23 protein-coding genes and 1 tRNA gene are annotated in these 20363 nt (G+C 65.4%); 11 read left to right on the forward strand and 13 right to left on the reverse strand.

The genetic code is table 11. The features are described 5' to 3' along the window. Position 1 precedes the first annotated feature (1 nt). The 7 genes from ACV22V_RS23245 to ACV22V_RS23275 all read left to right on the forward strand — a co-directional run bounded on the left by ACV22V_RS23245 (position 2) and on the right by ACV22V_RS23275 (position 8966). On the forward strand, positions 2-1273 hold the full coding sequence (locus ACV22V_RS23245) for a high-affinity branched-chain amino acid ABC transporter permease LivM (RefSeq protein WP_448015669.1): 1272 nt from the start codon (positions 2-4) through the stop codon (positions 1271-1273). Then, on the forward strand, positions 1270-2043 hold the full coding sequence (gene livG, locus ACV22V_RS23250; protein ID WP_059534291.1) for a high-affinity branched-chain amino acid ABC transporter ATP-binding protein LivG: 774 nt from the start codon (positions 1270-1272) through the stop codon (positions 2041-2043). Before ACV22V_RS23245 ends, livG begins: the two co-directional genes overlap by 4 nt. Further along, entirely contained in the window at positions 2043-2744 is a 702-nt protein-coding gene (locus ACV22V_RS23255; RefSeq protein WP_006484776.1) for an ABC transporter ATP-binding protein, read from the forward strand. The genes livG and ACV22V_RS23255 overlap by 1 nt, the downstream gene beginning before the upstream one ends. A gap of 1110 nt (positions 2745-3854) precedes the next feature. Continuing rightward, positions 3855-4409 carry a fimbrial protein gene (locus tag ACV22V_RS23260; protein ID WP_448015670.1) on the forward strand — a complete coding sequence of 185 codons (555 nt, stop codon included), beginning with the start codon at positions 3855-3857 and terminating at the stop codon, positions 4407-4409. Between the two features lie 154 nt (positions 4410-4563). Then, entirely contained in the window at positions 4564-5292 is a 729-nt protein-coding gene (locus ACV22V_RS23265; protein ID WP_448015697.1) for a fimbrial biogenesis chaperone, read from the forward strand. A 162-nt stretch (positions 5293-5454) separates the two neighbouring features. Further along, complete coding sequence (locus ACV22V_RS23270; RefSeq protein WP_448015671.1) at positions 5455-8016, forward strand: fimbria/pilus outer membrane usher protein; 2562 nt, start codon at positions 5455-5457, stop codon at positions 8014-8016. Between the two features lie 8 nt (positions 8017-8024). Then, on the forward strand, positions 8025-8966 hold the full coding sequence (locus ACV22V_RS23275) for a fimbrial protein (RefSeq protein ID WP_082722022.1): 942 nt from the start codon (positions 8025-8027) through the stop codon (positions 8964-8966). Positions 8967-9230: 264 nt separating this feature from the next. Here ACV22V_RS23275 and ACV22V_RS23280 read toward each other — a convergent pair. Continuing rightward, positions 9231-9315 (reverse strand) — tRNA-Leu (locus ACV22V_RS23280). A gap of 140 nt (positions 9316-9455) precedes the next feature. Here ACV22V_RS23280 and ACV22V_RS23285 point away from each other — a divergent pair. Continuing rightward, the gene (locus ACV22V_RS23285) at positions 9456-10781 is read left to right on the forward strand and encodes a leucine-rich repeat-containing protein kinase family protein (RefSeq protein ID WP_448015672.1); all 1326 of its coding nucleotides are present in this window, start codon (positions 9456-9458) and stop codon (positions 10779-10781) included. Between the two features lie 44 nt (positions 10782-10825). Here ACV22V_RS23285 and ACV22V_RS23290 read toward each other — a convergent pair whose 3' ends face one another. From ACV22V_RS23290 to ACV22V_RS23330, 9 genes are all read right to left on the reverse strand, one after another. After that, positions 10826-11455, reverse strand: a complete 630-nt coding sequence (locus ACV22V_RS23290) for a LysE family translocator (RefSeq protein WP_448015673.1) — start codon at positions 11453-11455, stop codon at positions 10826-10828. 92 nt (positions 11456-11547) lie between these two features. Further along, positions 11548-11724, reverse strand: coding sequence for a hypothetical protein (locus ACV22V_RS23295; protein ID WP_179949258.1), 177 nt, complete (start codon positions 11722-11724; stop codon positions 11548-11550). Between the two features lie 32 nt (positions 11725-11756). Continuing rightward, positions 11757-12203: a copper chaperone PCu(A)C gene (locus ACV22V_RS23300; protein ID WP_448015674.1), complete on the reverse strand. Its 447-nt coding sequence runs from the start codon at positions 12201-12203 to the stop codon at positions 11757-11759. 52 nt (positions 12204-12255) lie between these two features. Next, entirely contained in the window at positions 12256-12621 is a 366-nt protein-coding gene (copC, locus tag ACV22V_RS23305; RefSeq protein WP_448015675.1) for a copper homeostasis periplasmic binding protein CopC, read from the reverse strand. After that, complete coding sequence (locus ACV22V_RS23310) at positions 12618-12755, reverse strand: hypothetical protein (protein WP_448015676.1); 138 nt, start codon at positions 12753-12755, stop codon at positions 12618-12620. The genes copC and ACV22V_RS23310 overlap by 4 nt, the downstream gene beginning before the upstream one ends. A gap of 92 nt (positions 12756-12847) precedes the next feature. Beyond that, positions 12848-13225, reverse strand: coding sequence for a DUF2946 domain-containing protein (locus tag ACV22V_RS23315; RefSeq protein ID WP_175915974.1), 378 nt, complete (start codon positions 13223-13225; stop codon positions 12848-12850). 104 nt (positions 13226-13329) lie between these two features. Then, the gene (locus ACV22V_RS23320; RefSeq protein ID WP_059527059.1) at positions 13330-13824 is read right to left on the reverse strand and encodes an SRPBCC family protein; all 495 of its coding nucleotides are present in this window, start codon (positions 13822-13824) and stop codon (positions 13330-13332) included. A gap of 56 nt (positions 13825-13880) precedes the next feature. Continuing rightward, positions 13881-14183: a 2Fe-2S iron-sulfur cluster-binding protein gene (locus ACV22V_RS23325; RefSeq protein WP_059527056.1), complete on the reverse strand. Its 303-nt coding sequence runs from the start codon at positions 14181-14183 to the stop codon at positions 13881-13883. 99 nt (positions 14184-14282) lie between these two features. Beyond that, positions 14283-16172, reverse strand: a complete 1890-nt coding sequence (locus ACV22V_RS23330) for a sigma-54-dependent Fis family transcriptional regulator (RefSeq protein WP_448015677.1) — start codon at positions 16170-16172, stop codon at positions 14283-14285. 428 nt (positions 16173-16600) lie between these two features. Between ACV22V_RS23330 and ACV22V_RS23335 the strand changes: the two genes are divergently transcribed. Together ACV22V_RS23335 and ACV22V_RS23340 are read left to right on the forward strand one after the other, a co-directional pair. Continuing rightward, positions 16601-16792 (forward strand): DUF2964 family protein, encoded by a 192-nt coding sequence (locus tag ACV22V_RS23335; RefSeq protein ID WP_059527249.1) that lies wholly within the window; start codon positions 16601-16603, stop codon positions 16790-16792. A gap of 243 nt (positions 16793-17035) precedes the next feature. Further along, entirely contained in the window at positions 17036-17323 is a 288-nt protein-coding gene (locus ACV22V_RS23340; RefSeq protein WP_014898618.1) for a DUF1488 family protein, read from the forward strand. A 161-nt stretch (positions 17324-17484) separates the two neighbouring features. Here the strand turns inward: ACV22V_RS23340 and ACV22V_RS23345 are convergent, their stop codons facing one another. From ACV22V_RS23345 to ACV22V_RS23355, 3 genes are read right to left on the reverse strand one after another with little or no spacing between them, the layout of a single operon-like run. Next, a complete protein-coding gene (locus ACV22V_RS23345) occupies positions 17485-18351 on the reverse strand; it encodes an MBL fold metallo-hydrolase (RefSeq protein ID WP_448015678.1) in 867 nt (288 codons plus the stop codon). Positions 18352-18354: 3 nt separating this feature from the next. Continuing rightward, complete coding sequence (locus ACV22V_RS23350; protein ID WP_448015679.1) at positions 18355-18681, reverse strand: hypothetical protein; 327 nt, start codon at positions 18679-18681, stop codon at positions 18355-18357. 13 nt (positions 18682-18694) lie between these two features. Then, a complete protein-coding gene (locus ACV22V_RS23355) occupies positions 18695-19225 on the reverse strand; it encodes a sugar ABC transporter (protein ID WP_448015680.1) in 531 nt (176 codons plus the stop codon). Between the two features lie 203 nt (positions 19226-19428). Between ACV22V_RS23355 and ACV22V_RS23360 the strand changes: the two genes are divergently transcribed. Continuing rightward, positions 19429-20280 carry a LysR substrate-binding domain-containing protein gene (locus tag ACV22V_RS23360; protein ID WP_448015698.1) on the forward strand — a complete coding sequence of 284 codons (852 nt, stop codon included), beginning with the start codon at positions 19429-19431 and terminating at the stop codon, positions 20278-20280. Positions 20281-20363 lie beyond the last annotated feature (83 nt).

Consider the following 20363-nt stretch of genomic DNA (forward strand, 5'->3'; position numbering starts at 1 on the left):
GATGAGTCAAGTCATTTCCGTTCGCCGCCCGGCCGCCGACGCTTCGGTCGGCCAGGCGCTGAAGAATGCCGCGGCCGCCGCGCTGCTGACGGCGATCCTCACGATTCCGGTGCTCGGCCTGCAGTTGAAGCTCGACGGCTATCAGGTCGTGCTGACGCCGCACTGGCGTCCGGTGTGGATCGCGGTCGCGGCCGTGTTCCTGTTCCAGTTGTTCAAGCCGTGGCTCGTGCGCGCGAAATCCGTCGTGAAGCTGCCGGCGATGCCCGCGATGGGCGCGCAGCAGCAGCGCGCGATCATCTGGGTGCTGCTCGCGGTCGGCCTCGTGTGGCCGTTCTTCGGTTCGCGCGGCGCCGTGGACGTCGCGACGCTCGCGCTGATCTACGTGATCCTCGGCCTCGGGCTGAACATCGTGGTCGGTTTCGCGGGGCTGCTCGATCTCGGCTATGTCGGGTTCTACGCGGTCGGCGGCTATACGTACGCGATGCTGAACCAGTATTTCGGGCTGTCGTTCTGGGAGTGCCTGCCGATCGCGGCGATCGCCTCGGCGACGTTCGGCTTCCTGCTCGGTTTCCCGGTGTTGCGTCTGCGCGGCGACTATCTCGCGATCGTCACGCTCGGCTTCGGCGAAATCATCCGCCTGCTCGCCAACAACCTGACGAGCCTCACGGGTGGCCCGGACGGCATCTCGAGCATTCCGAAGCCGACGGTGTTCGGCTTCGAGATGGCGCGCTCGGCGAGCGTCGAGGGCGCGAAGACCTTCCATGAGCTGATCGGGCTGGAATACAGCGGCGAGCACATGGTGATCTTCCTGTACCTGATCGCGCTGGTGCTGGTCGGCTTCACGCTGTTCGTGACGAGCCGCCTGATCCGCATGCCGATGGGTCGTGCGTGGGAAGCGCTGCGCGACGACGAGATCGCCTGCCGCTCGCTGGGTCTCAACCCGACGCGCATCAAGCTGTCGGCGTTCACGCTCGGCGCGGCGTTCGCGGGCATCGGCGGCGCGTTCTTCGCCGCGCGTCAGGGCCTCGTGAATCCTGAATCGTTCACCTTCATCGAATCGGCACTGATCCTCGCGATCGTCGTGCTCGGCGGGATGGGTTCGCAGCTCGGCGTGATTCTCGCGGCGATCCTGCTGACCGTGCTGCCGGAAGTCGCGCGCGGCTTCGCCGAGTACCGGATGCTGATCTTCGGTCTGGTGATGGTGTTGATGATGATGTGGCGTCCGCAGGGCCTGCTGCCCGCGAGCCGTCCCCACGTGGAGCTGCCGCAATGAGCGCGAATACGGAACTGTTGAAGGTCGCCGGGCTGCAGATGCGCTTCGGCGGGTTGCTCGCGGTGGACGGTATCGATTTCGACGTGCGCCGCAACGAGGTGTTCGCGATCATCGGGCCGAACGGCGCGGGCAAGACCACGGTGTTCAACTGCGTCGGCGGCTTCTACAAGCCGACCGGCGGCGACGTCGTGCTCGACGGCCACGCGATCGCCGGGCTGCCGAGCCACAAGATCGCGTTGAAGGGTCTCGTGCGCACGTTCCAGAACATCCGCCTGTTCAAGTCGCTGACGGTCGTCGAGAACCTGCTCGTCGCGCAGCATCGCAAGGTGAAGTCGGGGATGCTGCACGGCCTGTTCGCGACGCCCGCGTATCGGCGCGCGGAGAAGGAAGCACTCGAGCGCGCGGCCGTGTGGCTCGACCGGATGGGGCTGACGGCGGTCGCCAACCGGCAGGCCGGCACGCTGTCGTACGGGCACCAGCGGCGCCTGGAGATCGCGCGCTGCATGATCACCGAGCCGCGGCTGTTGATGCTGGACGAGCCGGCGGCCGGTCTCAACCCGCAGGAGAAGATCGAACTGCAGCACCTGATCGACAAGCTGCGCCGCGAGTTCGGCGTATCGGTGCTGCTGATCGAACACGACATGAGCCTCGTGATGGGCGTGTCGGACCGCATCCTCGTGATGGAGCACGGCCGGCCGATCGTGATCGGCACGCCGGAAGCGGTTCGCAACGACCCGCGCGTGATCAAGGCGTATCTGGGGGAAGAGTGATGCTGAAGCTGGAACAGGTCCATACGCACTACGGCGCGGTCGAGGCGCTCGCGGGCGTGTCGATCGAGGTGAACAAGGGCGAGATCGTCACGCTGATCGGCAGCAACGGCGCCGGCAAGACGACGCTGATGATGACCGTATGCGGCACGCCGCGCGCATCGTCGGGCCGCGTGCTGTTCGAGGGCAACGACATCACCGCGATGTCGACGCACCAGATCATGCGGCAGGGGATGGCGATCTCGCCGGAAGGGCGGCGCGTGTTCCCGAGCCTGACGGTGCTCGAAAACCTGAAGATGGGCGGGTTTTTCGCGAGCCGTCACGAGATCGACGACGGCATCGAGCACGTCTTCAAGCTGTTTCCGCGCCTGAAGGAGCGCGCGGCGCAGCGGGCCGGCACGATGTCGGGCGGCGAGCAGCAGATGCTGGCGATCGGCCGTGCGCTGATGAGCAAGCCGCGCCTGCTGCTGCTCGATGAGCCGACGCTCGGTCTCGCGCCGCTCGTGATCGCGCAGATCTTCGACATCATCCGGACGATTCGTGACGAGGGCGTCACGGTGTTTCTCGTCGAGCAGAACGCTAACAAGGCGCTCGGCGTGGCCGATCGCGGCTACGTGCTCGAAACGGGGCGCGTGGTGCTCGCCGATACGGGCGCGAACCTGCTCGCGAACGACCGGATCAAGCAGGCGTATCTCGGCGGTTGATGCTGGATGCCGCCGGCCTGCAACGGGCCGGCGGTACTCGGTACTGTCCGCGCGACACCGACGTCAGGAACAGTCGCAATCCATCGCCCGGCCGGTCATTTGCGGCCCGATCGCGTGCCGCCGGGCCATTCATATCAGTGAGCGCGTTTCCCCTTCGGATTATGCGTGCTCAACATCCCCGCCAGCTCTGGGAGCGATCCGCTCTCCCCAACCGTTAATCATTGTCAAACCGCGCTTATCCCAAATTTTATGGGATGAAATTAGGATGATTCTTATATCGTGCGCGGATTCCAGAAAAGTATCATTTAAATAGTTTAGTTGCCGACGGGAAATTTTACTGCTGCGCAATGCAAGAAAATGGAAGTATGAAGGGTTGCCTTGGTCGGTTGTTTGCGATGGGGTAATTCTGAATTCGCCGGCGTTTTCTCGAATTTTCGCGAGGTGTGCCAAGCGCCGATAACCAGATCGTCATCGCAATGCAATCCGCGTATTGCAATGGCGAATACCTGTCGCCCACGGTCAAGCCGCTGCCGGCAGCGCGGCCGTCAAGAAAAATAATAAGGGCAGATGCCGGCTGGAATGAGCTTCGAGAGAGAACGCGGTTGCGCTTCCACACCCGTTCGGCTCGTCTGTCAACGGAGGCCGCCGGGTATCCGAGCAAAGGCAAGCGTGCAATGCGCAGAAGGCCGGGCCGATAAAAACCGGAGTGAAGCGCGATCTCGAACTGATCAAGCGCGCAGTTCGGGCATCGGCTCATCACATCTTTTGCCGGTTTTCCGGGCAGTGGGCCCGGGGCGCTTTCCTGCAGGCGCCGAGATCGACGCGGGTTTGGGGCGGACGCTGGTGTCTTGCGGGTGTATCGGTAAGCCGTTGACTTGGTCGCTGACTTGTAACGAAACCCGAAAGATGTATATCGGCGCGATTCGCTCTGGAATGGCCGGCCGGCCAGGATTGTGTAGTGGCATAGGCGTCGCGCTCCATTGATAAAAAAGATCTTTGTAAATGTGGGCGCTTATCCGGATAAATAAATCGATTGGACTTTATCGGCGCTGTGGGAGATAAGTCTGGATTTTTTTATTCGTTTGTTTGTGTAACCTGAGGGAATCTCAAATGAAAAAAATCACCATGTTGATGTCCGCTGTCGGCCTGGCAGCCGCGTTCGGCGCGAATGTCGCACACGCATCGGACGGCTCGGTCCTTTTCCAGGGCGCGGTCATTGCCTCGACGTGCAAGATCAGCAACGTCTCAGCCAACGGCAATGTCACGGTCATGCTGCCCAATGTCGGCACCGCGCAGCTTTCCGCGGCGGGCAAGACCGCAGGCCGCACACCGTTCAGCTTCCAGTTGACGGGGTGCAGCACGGCGGCTTATGCGCCGACGCAAGTCGCGGTTGCGTTCGAGCCCGGTCCTGCCGTGAACCTGGCAACGGGCCGGCTGAAGCCGACCGGTACGGCGAATCCGGCGGCCAATGTCGAAATCGGGCTGCTGAACGACACGTATCAGCCGATCAAGGTCGGTGCGGCTTTCGAGGATCAGAGCTCGCAGGTAGTGAAGATCGTCGACGGCGGCGCGACGCTGCAATACGCAGCGGAGTACGTGGCGACTGGCGTGGCGACGGCCGGTGACGCGAGCACCTATGTCACGTATTCGCTCGTGTACCCCTGATCCGGAAATGAGCTGAATTGGCGGCTGGCCATCCTCCGCAGTGGCCAGCCGAGGTTCGGATCGACAGGCTGTCAGATTGGCCGCGCATCGGAACAATTCCCAGAGGATAGGCAGAGTGAAATTGAGGAATCCATACAAAAAAGCGTTTTCGACGATGGCATTCGGCACGCTGGCGATTCTGACGCTGATGTTGCCGTTGACCGAAGCGTCCGCCAGCGTGGTGCTCTCCGCTACGCGGATCGTCTTCGAGGCCAAGGACAAGGAAGCCACGATTCAACTGGTGAACGAAGGGAAACAGCCGTCGCTCGTGCAGGCATGGATCGACGATGGAGACATGCGTGCGTCGGTCGATGAAATCGACGTTCCGTTTGTGGTGACACCGACCGTGTTCCGCGTGGAGCCCGGGAAGGGCCAGGCGCTGCGGATCATTTACAGCGGCGAACCCTTGCCGGCCGACAAGGAGTCGCTGTTCTGGCTGAACGTGCTCGACGTGCCGCCGAAGGCGGCGGCTACTGAAGACCGAAACGTATTGCAGGTTGCCTTTCGGTCGCGCATCAAGCTGATGTACCGGCCGGCCGGTCTGTCCGGGGATTCTGCCGAGGCGCCGAAGGCGCTCAGATGGAGCCTCGTCCGCGACGACAAGCAGCAAATCGTTCTGAAGGCGGAAAACCCGACGTCCTACGTCGTCAATCTGGGCAGCGTCACGCTGAATGTGCGCGGCAAGCCGTTCACGGCAGGAATCGGCCACATCCTTCCGGGCGAGACGGCAACGTTCCCGGTCAAGGGGCTCGGCACCCGTGACGTTGGCGATGCGACCGTGACGTACAGCAGTGTCGACGACTGGGGAAGCGGTCGTGCGCATGAGGCGGCTGTCGCGCACTGATGTCGGGAGAAGAAGGACCGCAGTCGCCCCACCGACGATGTCGGCGTGAAAAAAGAAAAGCGATGCTCTTCAGAGAGGGAAATCATAGTGCGTCGGCGTACCAGTTTGCCGCAAGAGAATCGGCCCAAGCTGAAATCGATTTGCGCGGCGTGCCTGATCGCGATGGCGGGATGGCAGGCAGAGTCTGCATATGCGACGACGCAACAACTCGCGCAAACGGAATTTGCCCAGGTTGAGTTTCAGGGGGGATTCCTGAACAACGCGAGCGGCGGGATCGATGTATCGCGCTACGCGCGCGGCAACGTCGTGCGTGCCGGAAAGTACATTCCGGACGTGTATGTCGACGGCCGTTGGATCGGGCGGTTCGAATTGACGTTCAAGTCGGCGCCCGGCGTCGCCGATGCGCAACCGTGCTTCGATCAGTCGATGCTCGAGACGGTCGGCATCGACGTCGAGCAACTGTCCGAGGAGGTCCGGACGACGCTCGGCCGGCCCGGTGCATGCATGCGCGTTGGCGAAGCGCTTCCGGAGGCATCGGTTGAATTCGACTTCGGCAACCAGCGCGTCGATCTGAGTATCCCGCAAGCGTCGCTGCGGCGGCACGCGCGTGACGCGGTGAATCCGGACCAGTGGAGCGCCGGCGCGCCGGTCGCGATGCTGGGGTACAACGTCAACGTCTACAATTCGCACGTCAAGGGCGCAGCAAGCAACACGCAGGGCTACGTGGGTCTTGACGGCGGCTTCAATTTCCAGCGCTGGCATTTTCGTCACAGCGGCTCGATGAACGTGGACAACCGCGGTCGGACGCGCTACGAAGCGGTTTCGACCTATGCGCAGCGCGACCTGACGTCCTGGATGTCGCAACTGGTGATCGGCGAATCGTACACGTCGGGCGATCTGTTCGATTCGACGTCGTTTCGCGGCGTGCGCGTCTACACGGACGACCGAATGCTGCCGGAGTCGCAGCGCGGTTATGCACCGGTCGTGCGGGGTGTCGCCAACACCAACGCGAAGGTGACCGTCATGCAGAACGGCGTGAAGCTGTACGAAACGACCGTTGCGCCGGGCGCGTTCATCATCGACGATCTTTATCCGACCGGTTACGGCGGCGATCTGCACGTCTCCGTGATGGAGGCCGACGGCTCGGTGCATTCGTTTACGGTGCCGTATGCCGCGGTTCCGTTGTCGTTGCGTCCCGGGCAAAACCGCTACAGCTTCACGGCCGGTTTCGTGCGCAACCTTCCCGAGACGACGCCTTTCTTCACGCAGGCAACCTGGCAGCACGGTTTCACCAACATGCTGACGGGCTATGGCGGCGCGACGGTCGCGGAGGGCTACGCGGCCGCGATGCTCGGCGGCGTGCTCAACACGTCCTGGGGCGCATTCGGCGTGGACGTCACCCATGCCGTGACGTCGATTCCGCGCGAGCGGCGCTATTCGGGACAAAGCGTCCGCATCAACTACGCGAAACAGATCGATGCGACCGGCACGAACATCGCCATTGCGGCTTACCGCTATTCGACGGATGGTTTTTTCGGTCTGAACGATGCGATGTCCGCGCGCGACCAGGCCAAGGTTTTCATGGGCTCGGCGGGAATATACCGGCAGCGCAATCGCATGTCGTTCACGATGAGTCAACAGCTCGGCAGCAAGGGCGGCAGCCTCAACGTGACCGCGTCCGCGATGACGTACTGGAATCGCGGCGGGTCGGACGTCGACTATACGATCGGCTACAACAACAGCTTCCGCGATGTGTCGTACAACCTGTCGGCGACCCGCCAGCGCGACGCGTGGGGGCGATCGAGCACGTTGCTGTACGCAGGCCTGACCATTCCGCTCGGATCGAAGCGGCCTGCGATGCTGTCGCTCAACTTCAATCGCGACACGCAAGGGTCGACGCGGGCGCAAACGAGTCTGTCCGGCGCGCTTGGGCGCGAAGGCAATTTCTCGTATGGCGTGAACGTCGATCACGATGCAAGTCGTGGTCGATCACAAACCGCCGGCGGCGCGAACGCGATGTATCGCGGCTCGATTGCGGACGTCAGCGGCAGTTTCGGTGTCAGCACGGATTTTCAGCAATTCTCGCTGGGCTTGCGCGGCGCGATGGTCGCGCATCCGGGCGGTGTCACGTTGTCTCAGCCGTTGTCGGAGACATTCGCGATCGTCAAGGCGCCCCATGCGGAAGGGGCGCGCGTCACGAACATGTCGGGCGTGCGCGTCGGACGCAACGGCTATGCGGTCGTGCCGTTTCTGTCGCCGTTCAGGATGAACGAGATCACGCTCGATCCGAAGGGGTTGTCGACGGATGTCGAATTGCAGGAAACGAGCCAGCGCGTCGCGCCGCTCGCGGGCGCCGTGCCGCTGCTCGAGTTCAGGACGACGTTCGGTCGCTCGGCGGTGATCCGCATGCATCGGCCGGATGGCGCGCCGGTGCCGTTCGGCGCGTCGGTCGTCGATCAGGATGGCGCGGATATCGGTGTGGTGGGGCAGGGCGGCAAGCTCTTCGCACGCGGATTGTCGGAGCGCGGCGATCTGTTCGTGGAGTGGAATGGCAGTGGCGAAAAGTCGCTCTGCAAAGTCTCGTATGCGCTTCCTGAACGGCGCGCCAGGCGGGGTCGGGGCGCCGGCGGGCTGCCGCAGCGCGTCGAGTTGCCGTGTGTATCGGTGGAGCACGCGGATTACCGGCCGAATCTCTCGACGGGCGATTCGGCTCAACCCTCGTGAGGAAACGTATGAGGACAATTCGAGGCGTGGTCGCCTGTGTCTGGCTTTTCGCGTTGGGCGCGTTCGTCTATTCGCCGTCAGGTGTCGGACAAACGGTCACGCCAGTCAAGCTGTGGTATTCCCCGTGGGGTTCCCCTCTTTCCATTCCGACCACCGCGCCGCCAGGGACCGTCGTGCTGCGCGCGCTCATACCGGTCGACTGGATGGCCTTATGCGGTCAACCATCATGCGAGATCACCAGCGTCACGCTTTACGACAAGGGTCTTGCCACCAACCCTCCGATCGCCGGCCCTGACATCAGTTCGCGAAACCCGGGTTTGAAAATGCAGGTGCTGTTCGATGGTCAGCCGGTTACGTCGAGCTCGGTCGGCGTCAAACCATCGCGTGTGGAGTTGATCGCGATCAGGACTTCGAGTGCCGTGTACACGACTGGCCTCTCATACCTGACGACGACCGGCATGACGGTGTTCGGCGTCGGCGGCGGATCATCGTTCAGCGTGAATGCCGGTCAGGCGCCGGTTACACCGATCGTCGGAACGTGCAATGTTCCGGACAAGACAGTGAATTTGCCGCAAACGGTCGTGTATCAATTTGGTGGCGTTGGTACGACAACGAATGTCGAAGTGCCGTTCGACTTGCAGATGGAAGCGTGCCCGGCCGGTTACAACCATGTTGGCTACACGTTGGCGCCGGCCGGTGGGGCTCCGGCTTCCGCCAATGGCGTGCTGCCGAACGGCCCCGGGACGACGGCTTCCGGTGTCGCGATCCAGTTGACGGACCCGGGCGGCACGCCGGTTCAGTTCAACACGCCGATGAACCTCACCTCGTATGACACGGCGACGGGCGGGTCGTACACGGTTCCGCTGGTTGCACGATATATCCAGACAGCCGAGACAATCGGCGTGGGCGCCGTGACGGGCGTCGTCGAGGTGCTGATGGATTATCGCTGACGGCTTTCCGGTCGCGCGCCCGGAAAGCCGGGAAGTAGCGAGCGCGGCGCCGGGTGGACGGCTGAGGAAGCGGAAGTCGGGACTCGCGTCTGAGGTGGCGGTGGCGATGTCCCCGTGCGACGACGTGGATATCTCCTTGGACGTCCGGACTATCGCGGCGCATCGCCGGATCGCAACGGTATTGCCGCAGGCAACAAAAAACCCGCGAAGCCATGCGCTGTCGCGGGTTTTTTACAGATGCACGAAACACGGAAAACCCGTATTTGGTGCCGACGGCGAGACTCGAACTCGCACAGCTTTCGCCACTACCCCCTCAAGATAGCGTGTCTACCAATTTCACCACGTCGGCACTGCAAGGGGGCAAATTGTAGCGTTACATTGCGCGTTTGTGAAGGGGGTGTGACACGGCGAGCGGATACGCGAAAGCGATCCCGGTAGAATTCGGGCGACCGGTCCGACGACCATCGCCATGGCTACCCGTTTTCCACCGTGACCACCACCCTCGAACAACTGCAGGCCGGCCAGCTGTCGGGCGCCCGGCAACTCAAGCTCGCATGCGGGCTGACCGAATTTCCGCGCGAGATCTTCGATCTGGCGGACACGCTCGAAGTGCTCGACCTGTCCGGCAATGCGCTGTCGGCGCTGCCGGACGACCTGTCGCGGCTGCATCGGCTGCGCATCCTGTTCGCGTCGGGCAATCGCTTCACCGAATTTCCGGACGTGCTCGGCACGTGCGCGCAGCTCGACATGATCGGCTTCAAGGCGAATCGGATCCGCACGGTGCCGCGCGGGTCGCTGCCGCGCGCGCTGCGCTGGCTGATCCTGACCGACAACGAAATCGATGAGCTGCCCGCCGGGATCGGCGATTGTTCGCGCTTGCAGAAGCTGATGCTGGCGGGCAACCGGCTGCGCGCGTTGCCGCCCGAAATGGCCGCGTGCCGTGCGCTCGAACTGGTGCGGCTGTCGGCGAACCGGCTCGACGCGCTGCCGGATTGGCTGTTGCGCCTGCCGCGCCTTGCGTGGCTCGCGTCCGCGGGCAATCCGTTCGGCGCCGCGCCGGAAGCAGCGGCGTCGGCCGAGCCGGGCGTCGCGGACATCGACTGGACGTCGCTCACGTTCGAACAGAAGCTCGGCGAAGGCGCATCGGGTGTCATTTATCGCGCGCAGTGGCGGGCGGACGGCCAGGTGCCGCGCGCGGTCGCGGTCAAGCTGTTCAAGGGGGCCGTGACGAGCGACGGCCTGCCCGATTGCGAAATGGCCGCGTGCCTGCACGCCGGGCGTCATCCGAACATGATTCCGGTGATCGGCAAGGTGCACGGCCATCCGGAGGGCGCGCACGGCCTCGTGATGGAACTGGTCGATCCGGCGCTGACGAACCTCGCCGGGCCGCCGAGCTTCGCGTCCTGCACGCGCGATGTATATGGGGCCGATGCGCGATTCGCGCCGGCCGAGGCATCGCGGATCGCGCTCGGCATCGCGTCGGTTGCAGCGCATCTGCACGCGCGCGGCATCATGCACGGCGACCTGTACGCGCACAACATCCTGCACGACGGCAACGGCGGCGCGCTGCTCGGCGATTTCGGCGCGGCGTCGGTCTACGATGTGAACGACCGCGTGCGCGCGGCACGGCTCGAACGGCTGGAAGTCAGGGCGTTCGGTTATCTGCTCGGCGAGTTGCTGGCGCGATGCGAGCCGCGTGCGTGGGAAGGTTCGCATGCACTCGATGCGCTGGCGGCCGCCTGCTTGAACGAGGAGATCGACGCGCGGCCGTCGTTCGGCGAGATTGCGGCCGTGCTGGCCGCATCGAAGGGCTGACGGTTCCGCCCGCGCCGTGGCGCCGGCCGTCGCCGCAGGAATGCTTACGCCTGCCGCGCAGTCAGCAGCTTGATCCCGAGGCCGACGAACAGCAGCCCGCTGGCGCGCTTGGCCGCGCGTACCCACGGGCCGACGCCGATGCCGCGATGGAGCCGGTGCACGCCGAACGAATAGACGCTGTGCACGACGACGACGGTGCATGCGATCGTCATGTACATCACGACGAACTGCATCGCGAGCGGGCGACCATGTGCAATGAACTGCGGCATGAACGCCGACAGGAAGATCATCGTCTTCGGGTTGCTGCCCGACACGAACAGTGCTTCGCGGAACAGCTTCCTGCGGTCGGGCTCGACGATCGCGGCCCGGCCTTCGGGCGAGGGCGCGTTGCGGTCGCCGCGCAGTTGCCGGATGCCCAGAAAGATCAGGTACGCGGCGCCGACGACCTTCATCGCGACGAACAGCGGCGGCATCGCGGCCAGCACCGCGCCGACGCCGAACGCGACGAGCATGACCACCGCGCCTTGCGCGACGAGGTTGCCCGCGATCGTCGCGGCGGTGCCGCGCGAGCCGTAGCGCACCGTGTTGCGGATGACGAGCAGCACGTTGGGGCCCGGCGACAGCGTCGTCGCGAGATAGGCAGCGGCAAACAGCATCCAAGTCTGAATGGACATGCGTTGCTCCGAGAGGCGGTTCCGGCGGTCGGGATGAAGCGATGATGCCACGCCAAAATGACGCGGACCGCCGCCGGAACCGGCGCGGCGCGTCAGCGTGCGTCGCGCGCGCAGTATGCGGCGATCGACGACGGCGAATCGATCGCGGACGGCCGCGTCATCCACGCGATCCACGCCGCCCATAACCCGCAGGCGATCAGCACGGCGACGTTCAGCGGCGTCCGGTAGCGGACGATCAGATTGGCCAGCGGCACGCGTTCCTTGCTCATGTGCATCTCCTTCGGTCGTTGCGGATGCGGCGTTACTGGCCGGTGTAGGAGGGCGCTTTCGCGTCGCAGGTCACGGACACCGTCGCGCCGTCGGCGAAATGCAGCCGGAGCGGCACCTTCGCGCCGGGCGCGACGGGCTGGCGCGGTTCCTCCAGCATCACGTGATAGCCCTTCGGCCTGAACGTCACCGTGCCGTGCGCGGGCACGTCGACCGCTTCGACGTGAACCATCTTCGCGGTGCTGCCGGCCGTCTGGGTTTCGTGCATCATCGCCATCCCGAACGCGGGCGTATCGATGCCCGTGAGCGTGACGGGCTTGTCGCCGTCGTTCGTCAGCGTGAAATAACCGGACGACGGTACCGTCGCCGGCATCGTGCGGATCCAGCATGCATCGGCCTGGACGGCCGATGCGGCGAACGTGGCGGGCTCCTGCAGCGCCAGCAGTGCAAACAGCAGGCTGGTCGGAATCGAGCGTTTCATCGAGTGTGTTCCTGATCGGGTAGGGAAGGTCGCCGCGCGGGCGTCGTGCGCGTTATTTCACCGTGAACGTGTAGCGGCCCTGCGTGCGGTGCCCGTCGCTCGCCACCGCAACCCATGCGACCGTGTACGTACCAGGCGTCAGGTTCGCCAGCGCCACATGCATCCGCTTCCGGTTGCCGGCGTCGATGGCGGATTTCCCGTCGGCGACCGATTGTCCATGGCTGTCGGTGACGGCGATCGAACTGAATGCGGGTTCGAGCGTTTCGCTGAAGTCGATCGTGACCGCGTGCGGCGCGCTCGACAGCGTGGCGTCGGCGGCCGGTTCGAGGTTTTTCGCGTGTGCGTGCGCGTGAGCGGCCTGGGCGACGACGAAGCCGAGTGCGACGAGTGCGCCGCGGACGAAAGCAGTGATTTTCATGACAGGATGATCCGGTTGGAAATGACAAGGAGAACGATGCATTCGACGAACGGCCGCGCGTTCGTGCACACGCAACCGCCGGAGGCGGGCGAGCGCACGCACGGCGCGACGCCGCGAGCGATACGGTCGAACATGAGATCGTCCTTCGAAACGTGACACGGCATGCACGCGCAGCGCGCGTGCGGACGGCGTGATGCGCGACGGCATCACGCGCGGTGACGACGAATCAGGACGCGAGCGGCGGCGCGCGCGGTTGCGCGGCCGTAAGCGGCTGCGTGCGGCGCAGGCTTTCGAAGCGGGTTGCTTCGCGATGCCGGAGCGGTTGGAAGTTGGCCGCGAACGTCAGTTCGGGCGCGGGCAGGGCGGGTGTATGGGCGAGCAAGCTGCAATAGCCGCAAGCCTGCAGATGGGCCTGCAGGCTTTTCGACGACGCATCGCCGGCATGGTTGCCGCCCGCCGGCCCGGCCGTGCAGTAACCGGCAAGCAGCGAATCGACGCGGTCTTGCGTCGTCAGCGCTTGCGAGATCGTCGGCGCGAGCGCCGTCATCAGGATGGCGAGCATCCCGATCAGACTGACGATCTTCCGGAAACGACGACTCAGCATGCGATGCGCGGGGCGGCGTATGAACGACGATGGAGCGGATTATGCCACGCACCCGCCGCGAGGGCATGCGGGCACGCGGATTCCGGGAATGATGCGCGGCACGCTTACGCGTGCTTCGCGAGATATTTCGTGATCAGCATCATCTGCGCGGCCCAGCCCTGATCGTTCATCTCGCGCGCCTTCGCGCGACGCGTTGCGATCAACTGGTCGAAACCCGTTTCGGTGATCGTCAGCAGCGTGCCGCCGTTCGCTTCGGCGAGTGCGAACGTGACGAGCGTCATCGGCTCGGACGCGTAATCGACGTTCGGATCGATCGCGAACGGGTGCCAGCGAAAGGAAAACCGTTGCTTCGGCTCGACGCGATCGACGACGATTTCGAACACGGTGCCGGCATACGGCTCCTGTGCCCTGGCGACGTCGTCGTCGACGCGCGTCGGCGTGATGCGGCCGAACAGTGGCCGATCGGCGACGAACGGTCCGTCGAACGTCACGCCGAACCAGGTGCCGAATTCCCCGGCATTGCTGACGGCTTCCCAGACGCGCGCCAGCGGCGCGGCGAGCAAGGCTTGTTTCTCGATGCGATCGGTGGACTGAGTCATCGCGTTCTCCTGGCGGGCATGCTTGATGCGGGACGGCGCACGGCCGCGCGCCGCGTTCAGTCGATCATCACCGCGTCGGGCACGTCGAGCACGACATCCGAGGTCGCGACGGCCACGCACGGCAGCGTATAGCCGTCGGCCTTTTCCTCGCGGCTCAGGCCCGGCCATTCGATCGTATAGCGTACGCTGCCGCTGACGATCCTGCACAGGCAGCTTCGGCACGTGCCGTTGCGGCACGAGCGCGGCAGCCTGACGTGCGCGAACGCGGCGGCCTCGAGGAGCGTCAGCGAATCGGGGGCGTCGAACGTCGCGCCGAGCGGCTCGATGCGTACGAGAGGCGGGTGGTCGGGATCGGTCATGGGGCGAAGCGGGCGGCGGCGCGGCGGCAAGACAAGGCAAGCGCCAAGCATACCCGAAGGCGGTGCGGCCGGCGCCCGTCGGGCAGCCGGCCCGGGACGTCAGTGTCGGCGCAGGTAGCGGTACACGGTATTGCGCGCGAGCCCGAGCTCCCGCGCGGCGGCCGATACGTTGCCGCCGTGCCGCGCGAGCACCGCGTCGATCACCGCGGCCTGGTGGCTCTGCAGGGTCGTTGCTTCGCGCGTGTCGGACGGCGCGGCCTGCGCCACGGGCGCGTCGTCGCAGTCGAGCCAGAAATCGTCGGGCAGGTGCGCGAGCGTGATTTCGGCTTCGTCTTCGGCGAGCATGCCGGCCGTGCGCAGCACGTTGGTCATTTGCCGCAGGTTGCCGGGCCAGCGGTGCCGCATGAACGCGTCGAGCACGTCGGTCGCGAGGCGGTTCGGCATCGGCTCGCTGCGACCGAGCCGCGCGAGGATCCGCTCGACCAGTGCCGGCAGGTCGGTGCGCGCGGCGAGCGGCGGCAGCGTGACGGCAAGGCCGTTGATCCGGTAGAACAGGTCTTCGCGGAACGTGCCTTCGGCGATCATCGCACGCAGGTCGCGGTGGGTCGCGCAGACCACGCGCACGTCGACCGGCACCGCGCGTGCGCCGCCAAGCGGCATCACCGCGCGCTCCTGCAGCACGCGCATCAGCCTGACCTGCTGCGCGAGCGGCATGTCGCCGATTTCGTCGAGAAACAGCGTGCCGCCGTCGGCCTGCGCGATCTTGCCGGGGCTGCCGCGCTTGCGCGCACCGGTGAAGGCGCCGTCCTCGTAGCCGAACAGTTCGGCTTCGATCAGCGAATCCGGCAGCGCCGCGCAGTTGACCGCGACGAACGGGCCGTCCGCGCGCGGCGATGCCTGGTGCAGCGCACGCGCGAGCCATTCCTTGCCGGTGCCGGTCTGGCCGAGGATCAGCAACGGCAGGTCGCGCCCACGAATCTTCGCGACGCGTTCGAGCACGGCGGCCATCCGCGCATCGCCGGTGTCGAGCGTCGCGAACGTGATCGCGTCGGGGTCCGGCGCCCGTGTGCGCGCGGCGGGCGCGGGTGGCGTGACGGCGACGGCCGTCTTGTGCGCTTCCGCGAATTCGCAGCGCGCGAGCACGCGCACGCCGGTCGACAGCGTGAGGCGGAACGGTGCGCCGGGTGCGCGGGCCGCCTGCTGCGCGAGCTGTCCGAAGTGCATGCCGAACAGCGCATCGCAGCCTTGATGCTGCAACGCATCGAAGGTCGCGCCGAGCTGGAATTGCGCGCTGCGGTTCGCGGCGATCAGCCCGCCGTCGGGGCCGAACGCGACGAGCCCGGCGAACAGCGAGTCGACGCAATCCTCGTGGGCGTGGAAGCGCAGCCGCAGTGCTTCTGCGCACTGGTTCGCGAACAGATGGTTCTCGATCAACTGCGCGGACATCCGCACGAGCGCGAGCGTATGGGGGCTGAAGCCGCGCGGGTCGCCGCTCACGTCGAGCGTGCCGAGCGTGCGGCCGAACGGGTCGATGATCGGCGCGCACGAGCAGGTGAGGATATGGTTCGCGCGCAGGAAGTGTTCGGCCCCGTGCACGGCGACCGCCTGGCCCGATGCGAGCGCGGTGCCGATCGCGTTGGTGCCGCGTGCGCCTTCGGCCCACGACACGCCGGTGCACAGCGCGACGCGGTTTGCTTTTTCGATGAAGTCCGCATCGCCGATGCTGTGCAGGATCACGCCGTCGGCGTCGGTGAGCAGCACGAGGCTTTGCGTGTCGGCGATCTGCGCGTGGAGGTTCTCCATCACCGGGCGCGCGTGCGCGAACAATGCGTGGTTCGTGTCGAGCAGTTCGCGCAGCGCGAGCCGCGACAGCGGCGAGAAATCGGGGCGCTCGTTTGCGCGCAGGCCGACCGCGGTCGAACGGGCATGCGCCTGCGCGAGCAGGTCGTTGCGGCCCGCGGTGGCGGGCAGCACGAAAGGTTGAGGCATGTCTTGTCTCCTGTCGACCAGAGTTAGCGCTTTAGCGCTTACTCTGGTCCCATGCTTCGCGGTCGGCCAGAGTTAGCGCTTCAGCGCTTACTCTGGTCCCATGCTTCGCGGTCGGCCGGAGTTAGCGCTTTAGCGCTTACTTTGGTCCCATGCTTCGCGGTCGGCCGGAGGTAGCACTTCAGCGCTTGCCAGGGCCCCATGCTCCGCGGTCGCCCCCAGCTCACGCTTTGCACCGCACCATCCGCCACCCGGGCCGCCGCCATCGATATCGCCTCATCATACAAGCGCCGCGCGCGTTGTGCGACTGCGTACAAAACCCCCTTGCTTTTAAGCGTCCGCCTGCAATGATGAAAGTGGAGCACGCACGCGCCGTGTTCCGCATCGCAACATGCATGCGACGTGACATGCATCCGTTCGGGAGACCCATCATGGTTCGGACGGAACTGAGAGTCGTGTTGGCGGCCATCGCCACTTTCATCATGCTGGGCGGCATCGCCGTCGCGATCCACGGTCTGCTGTTCGACCTGAGCGATGCGGTGCAATACGGGGCCGCCGCGATCGCGGTAGGTGCCACGACCGCCGCCATCGCACTGAACATCTGGCCCACCGATCCCCACTGACGCCGCTCGGCAAAACGGTGCCGGATGTCGCGCTGGTCTGATGAAAAAGCGCGTCGGAACGACGCACATCGTAAATTTTGCCTCCTGCGCGAAACCGTCTACAGTGGAATGCAACCGGCACGCATTGTCTGCGCCATACCCCCGTGGATGCTGCCTCTGCCGGCGAGCCCGCGTAAATTTTCGTCCGGCCGGTAGCGGACGACGGACGCGGTCATTTGCTTTCTACCGGACAAGGCGGCTCCCATGCAGATCCATTTCACGAATGAGAAGCCCGAATATTCGGGGCGCGACCTGATGCTTGGTTTTACGGCGCTGGTCAATGGCGAGCGCGTCCAATGTCAGATCACCGCCGAGGCGCTGGAGGATCATTTCGGTGCGGCATCGCCGCGCTTCGAGGACATGGTCGGTGCGTACGATCAGCACCGCGAGCGTATCGAGGCGGCCGCACGGCGGTTGCTGTCCGAGACGCGCGCGCAATGCGTGACGCTGCGCAGCGGCTACGTGCGCTTCTACGAGGCGAACTGGCGCTGAACCGGACGACCGGGCAGCGACGGAGCGGGCGTCGGATACCGGCGCCCGTGTCATATCGGCGCATGCTCGTCCGGTAGCGCGCCCGCGCGGGGCGGTGCCCGGCACGATTCGAACGTCGTGCCAGCGCGCTGGCGTGCGTGCGTTCCCGGGTTCCGTTTCGCTCAATCCGCGCCGCTCAGCACGTACGCGTCGCCGGTTGCGCCGTTCGCGCGCGCGATGCGTGCGAAGCCCGTGTCGGCCAGGTGCATGCCCGCAATCAGCAAGTTATCCGAAGCGACTTCGTCGAGCGTGGCCGCGCGCGTCGACGATGCCTGCGACGGATCGTGATCGAACGCAATCGACACGTCGGGGCGAGCAACCTGAATCGGCGCGAAATGCACGAGATCGCCCCAGATCAGCAGGCGCTCTCCGTGCGATTCGACGCGATAGCCGGTGTGGCCGGGCGTGTGCCCCGGCAGCGGCACGGCGACGATGCCGGGCAGCACGTCGCCTGCCGCCTCGATGGTGCGTAGCTGCGCGCGATACACGTCGAACGTGCGCCGCGCGATCCGGAAATTGCCGCGTGCGCGCTCGCTTGCCCGCTCGTACATGCCGTCGTCCAGCCAGAACGCACGTTCCCGTTCGTGAATGAACACCTCCGCTTGCGGAAAGGCCGGCTGTCCGTCCGTGTCGAGCAGGCCGCCGATGTGGTCAGGATGGGCGTGCGTCAGCAGGACCGTGTCGATGTCGCGTGCATCGATGCCGGCTCGCGACAGCGACGGACGCAGCAAGCCGCCCCAGTTCCGGATGCCGCCGGCGCCGGTATCGACGAGCACGGTGCGCCCGTGCCCGCGTATGACGTAGCAGTTGATGTTGACGTCGGACGGCGCGTGTATGCCGGCCCTGTGCATGATGCCGATCGCGTCGTCGACGTCGATGTTCGACAGCAGGTCGAGGCCGGCCGTCAGCGTGCCGTCGCTGATCGCGGTCACCGTGAAATCGCCGACCTGGCGGCACGGGAAAGAAGGACGGGGAACCGAGGCGCTCATGGGTCAATGTCGGGCGTGAAGGTGGGTGGTGTCATAGCCGAAGCAGCGGATCCGTGCGACGAATCCGGTGTGGCGAAGAATCTCGCGATCCAGTTCCGTCATGAACCGGTCCATCAGTTCAGTGGTGCGAAATGATGTGACGCGAAAGCGGATCTCCGCGCTGACCGGATGTCCGCAGCCGTGCCGGACCGGCACATATACGACATGGACCGTGCCGGGTGCGGCGCTCAACACGTCGGTGCAAATCCTCTCGCACGCCGACGACAACGCGTCGAGCGCCGCGCTGGTCGGCATGCTCGCTTCGGGGATCGAAATCGTGACGCTGGGCATGATCGGGCTCCGGTCAGCGTGCGGTTGCCGACGTCGTCGTGCTGACGAGTCGGTCACCCATCGGCGCATAGAGCCGGATCGCGGCATCGGACGCGAGTCGAGCCTGATCGTGCGCGAGTACGGCCAGCCAGCGCGCCGCCGGCCGGCGATCCAGCGCGACTGCATGCATGGCCGTGGCGGCGATACCTGCTCGCGCGAACGGGGCGAGGTCGTCGCAAACGGCCAGCCATTGATGGCCGGAGACGGCGGGCGCGGGTGCCGCGCAGTCGTATACGTTGCGGCGCCACTCGACGATGTGCGGCTGCCAGCGCGCGAAATTGCCGCCGCCCTTGTCGCGATACTCGGCTGACGTCAGCACGTCCGGGCCGTCGATCGTATGCAGCGCGAGGTAGACGGGGCCGTCGCCGCCGAGCGCGCGAAAGCGTTGCGACGTGCGAAAGCCGGATACGGAAATCAGCGCCGGCAGTTTGATCCGGCTGTAGAAGTCGTTCCACTCGGCTTCGACGGCGGCCTCGGCGATGCTGCATTCAACGGCATAGATCATGACTTCTCCGCAGGGGGGCGAGCGGCCGTCGGAATCGAACGGATGGCTCGACGGGTTGAGTTTTTGTCATGATAATGAGCGCCACGACGGGCGAAAAACGATGATTCGTCACCGTTCAATGACATTTGATCAAGCCATGACCGACGGCGGTCGGACCGGGAGCAATCGTGACGCGACGCAGGATTCCGAGCAATTCGGCATTGATGGCATTCGAGGCCGCGGCGCGGCATGGAAGCTTCGCGCGCGCCGCCGACGAACTGGCGTTGACGGAAGGCGCGATCAGCCGGCAGATCGGCCGGCTGGAGACGTTCCTGGGCGTCCCGTTGTTCGAGCGGGTCGGCAACCGCGTGCGGTTGGCGCCGAACGGCGTGCGCTACGCGGCGCAGGTTCGCGAAGTGCTGGACCGGCTCGAGCGCGACAGCCAGTACATGATGGGGCAGCCCGGCGACGGCGGCAGCGTCGATATCGCCGTGACGCCGACGTTCGCGACGCGCTGGCTGATTCCGCGGCTCAAGGGATTCCAGACGCAGCATCCGAACATCACGGTGCACTTCGCCGATCGTGCGGAGCCGTTCGTTCTGGCCGGCAGCGGTTTCGATGCGGCGATTCACTTCGAGCATCCGGCCTGGGCCGGCATGCACACGTACCGGTTGTGCGAGGAGGTGCTGGTGCCGGTCTGCCATCCGTCGCTGCTCGCGGGCGGGCAGCCGGATATGTTGCTGGGCACGCTGCCGCGCCTGCACAAGCGCCAGACGCCCGACGCGTGGTCGGCGTACGTGCAGGAGACGGGGTTGCCGGTGAGTAATCCGGCCGCCGGCGCACGCTACGACCTTTACTCGATGCTGATCGCGGCGGCGCTGGCGGGGCTCGGCGTTGCGCTGGTGCCGCGTCTCTATGTCGACGCCGAGATCGCGCAAGGGTTGCTCGCCGCGCCGTGGCCCGACGGGCGGGGCGTGGTCAAGCGCTTCTGTCTCGTGTTGCCCGACGCGCTGGAACTGGGAGAAGGGCCGGTGCAGACCTTCGCGCGCTGGGTGCTTCGGCAGGCGAAAGCTTGACCGGCGTTCACTCGCACCACGCGCGTAGCCAAATCAAGAACACAACAAAAAACGCCACCCGAAGGTGGCGTTTTCGTTTCATC

Source organism: Burkholderia sp. AW33-5, from assembly GCF_053427615.1.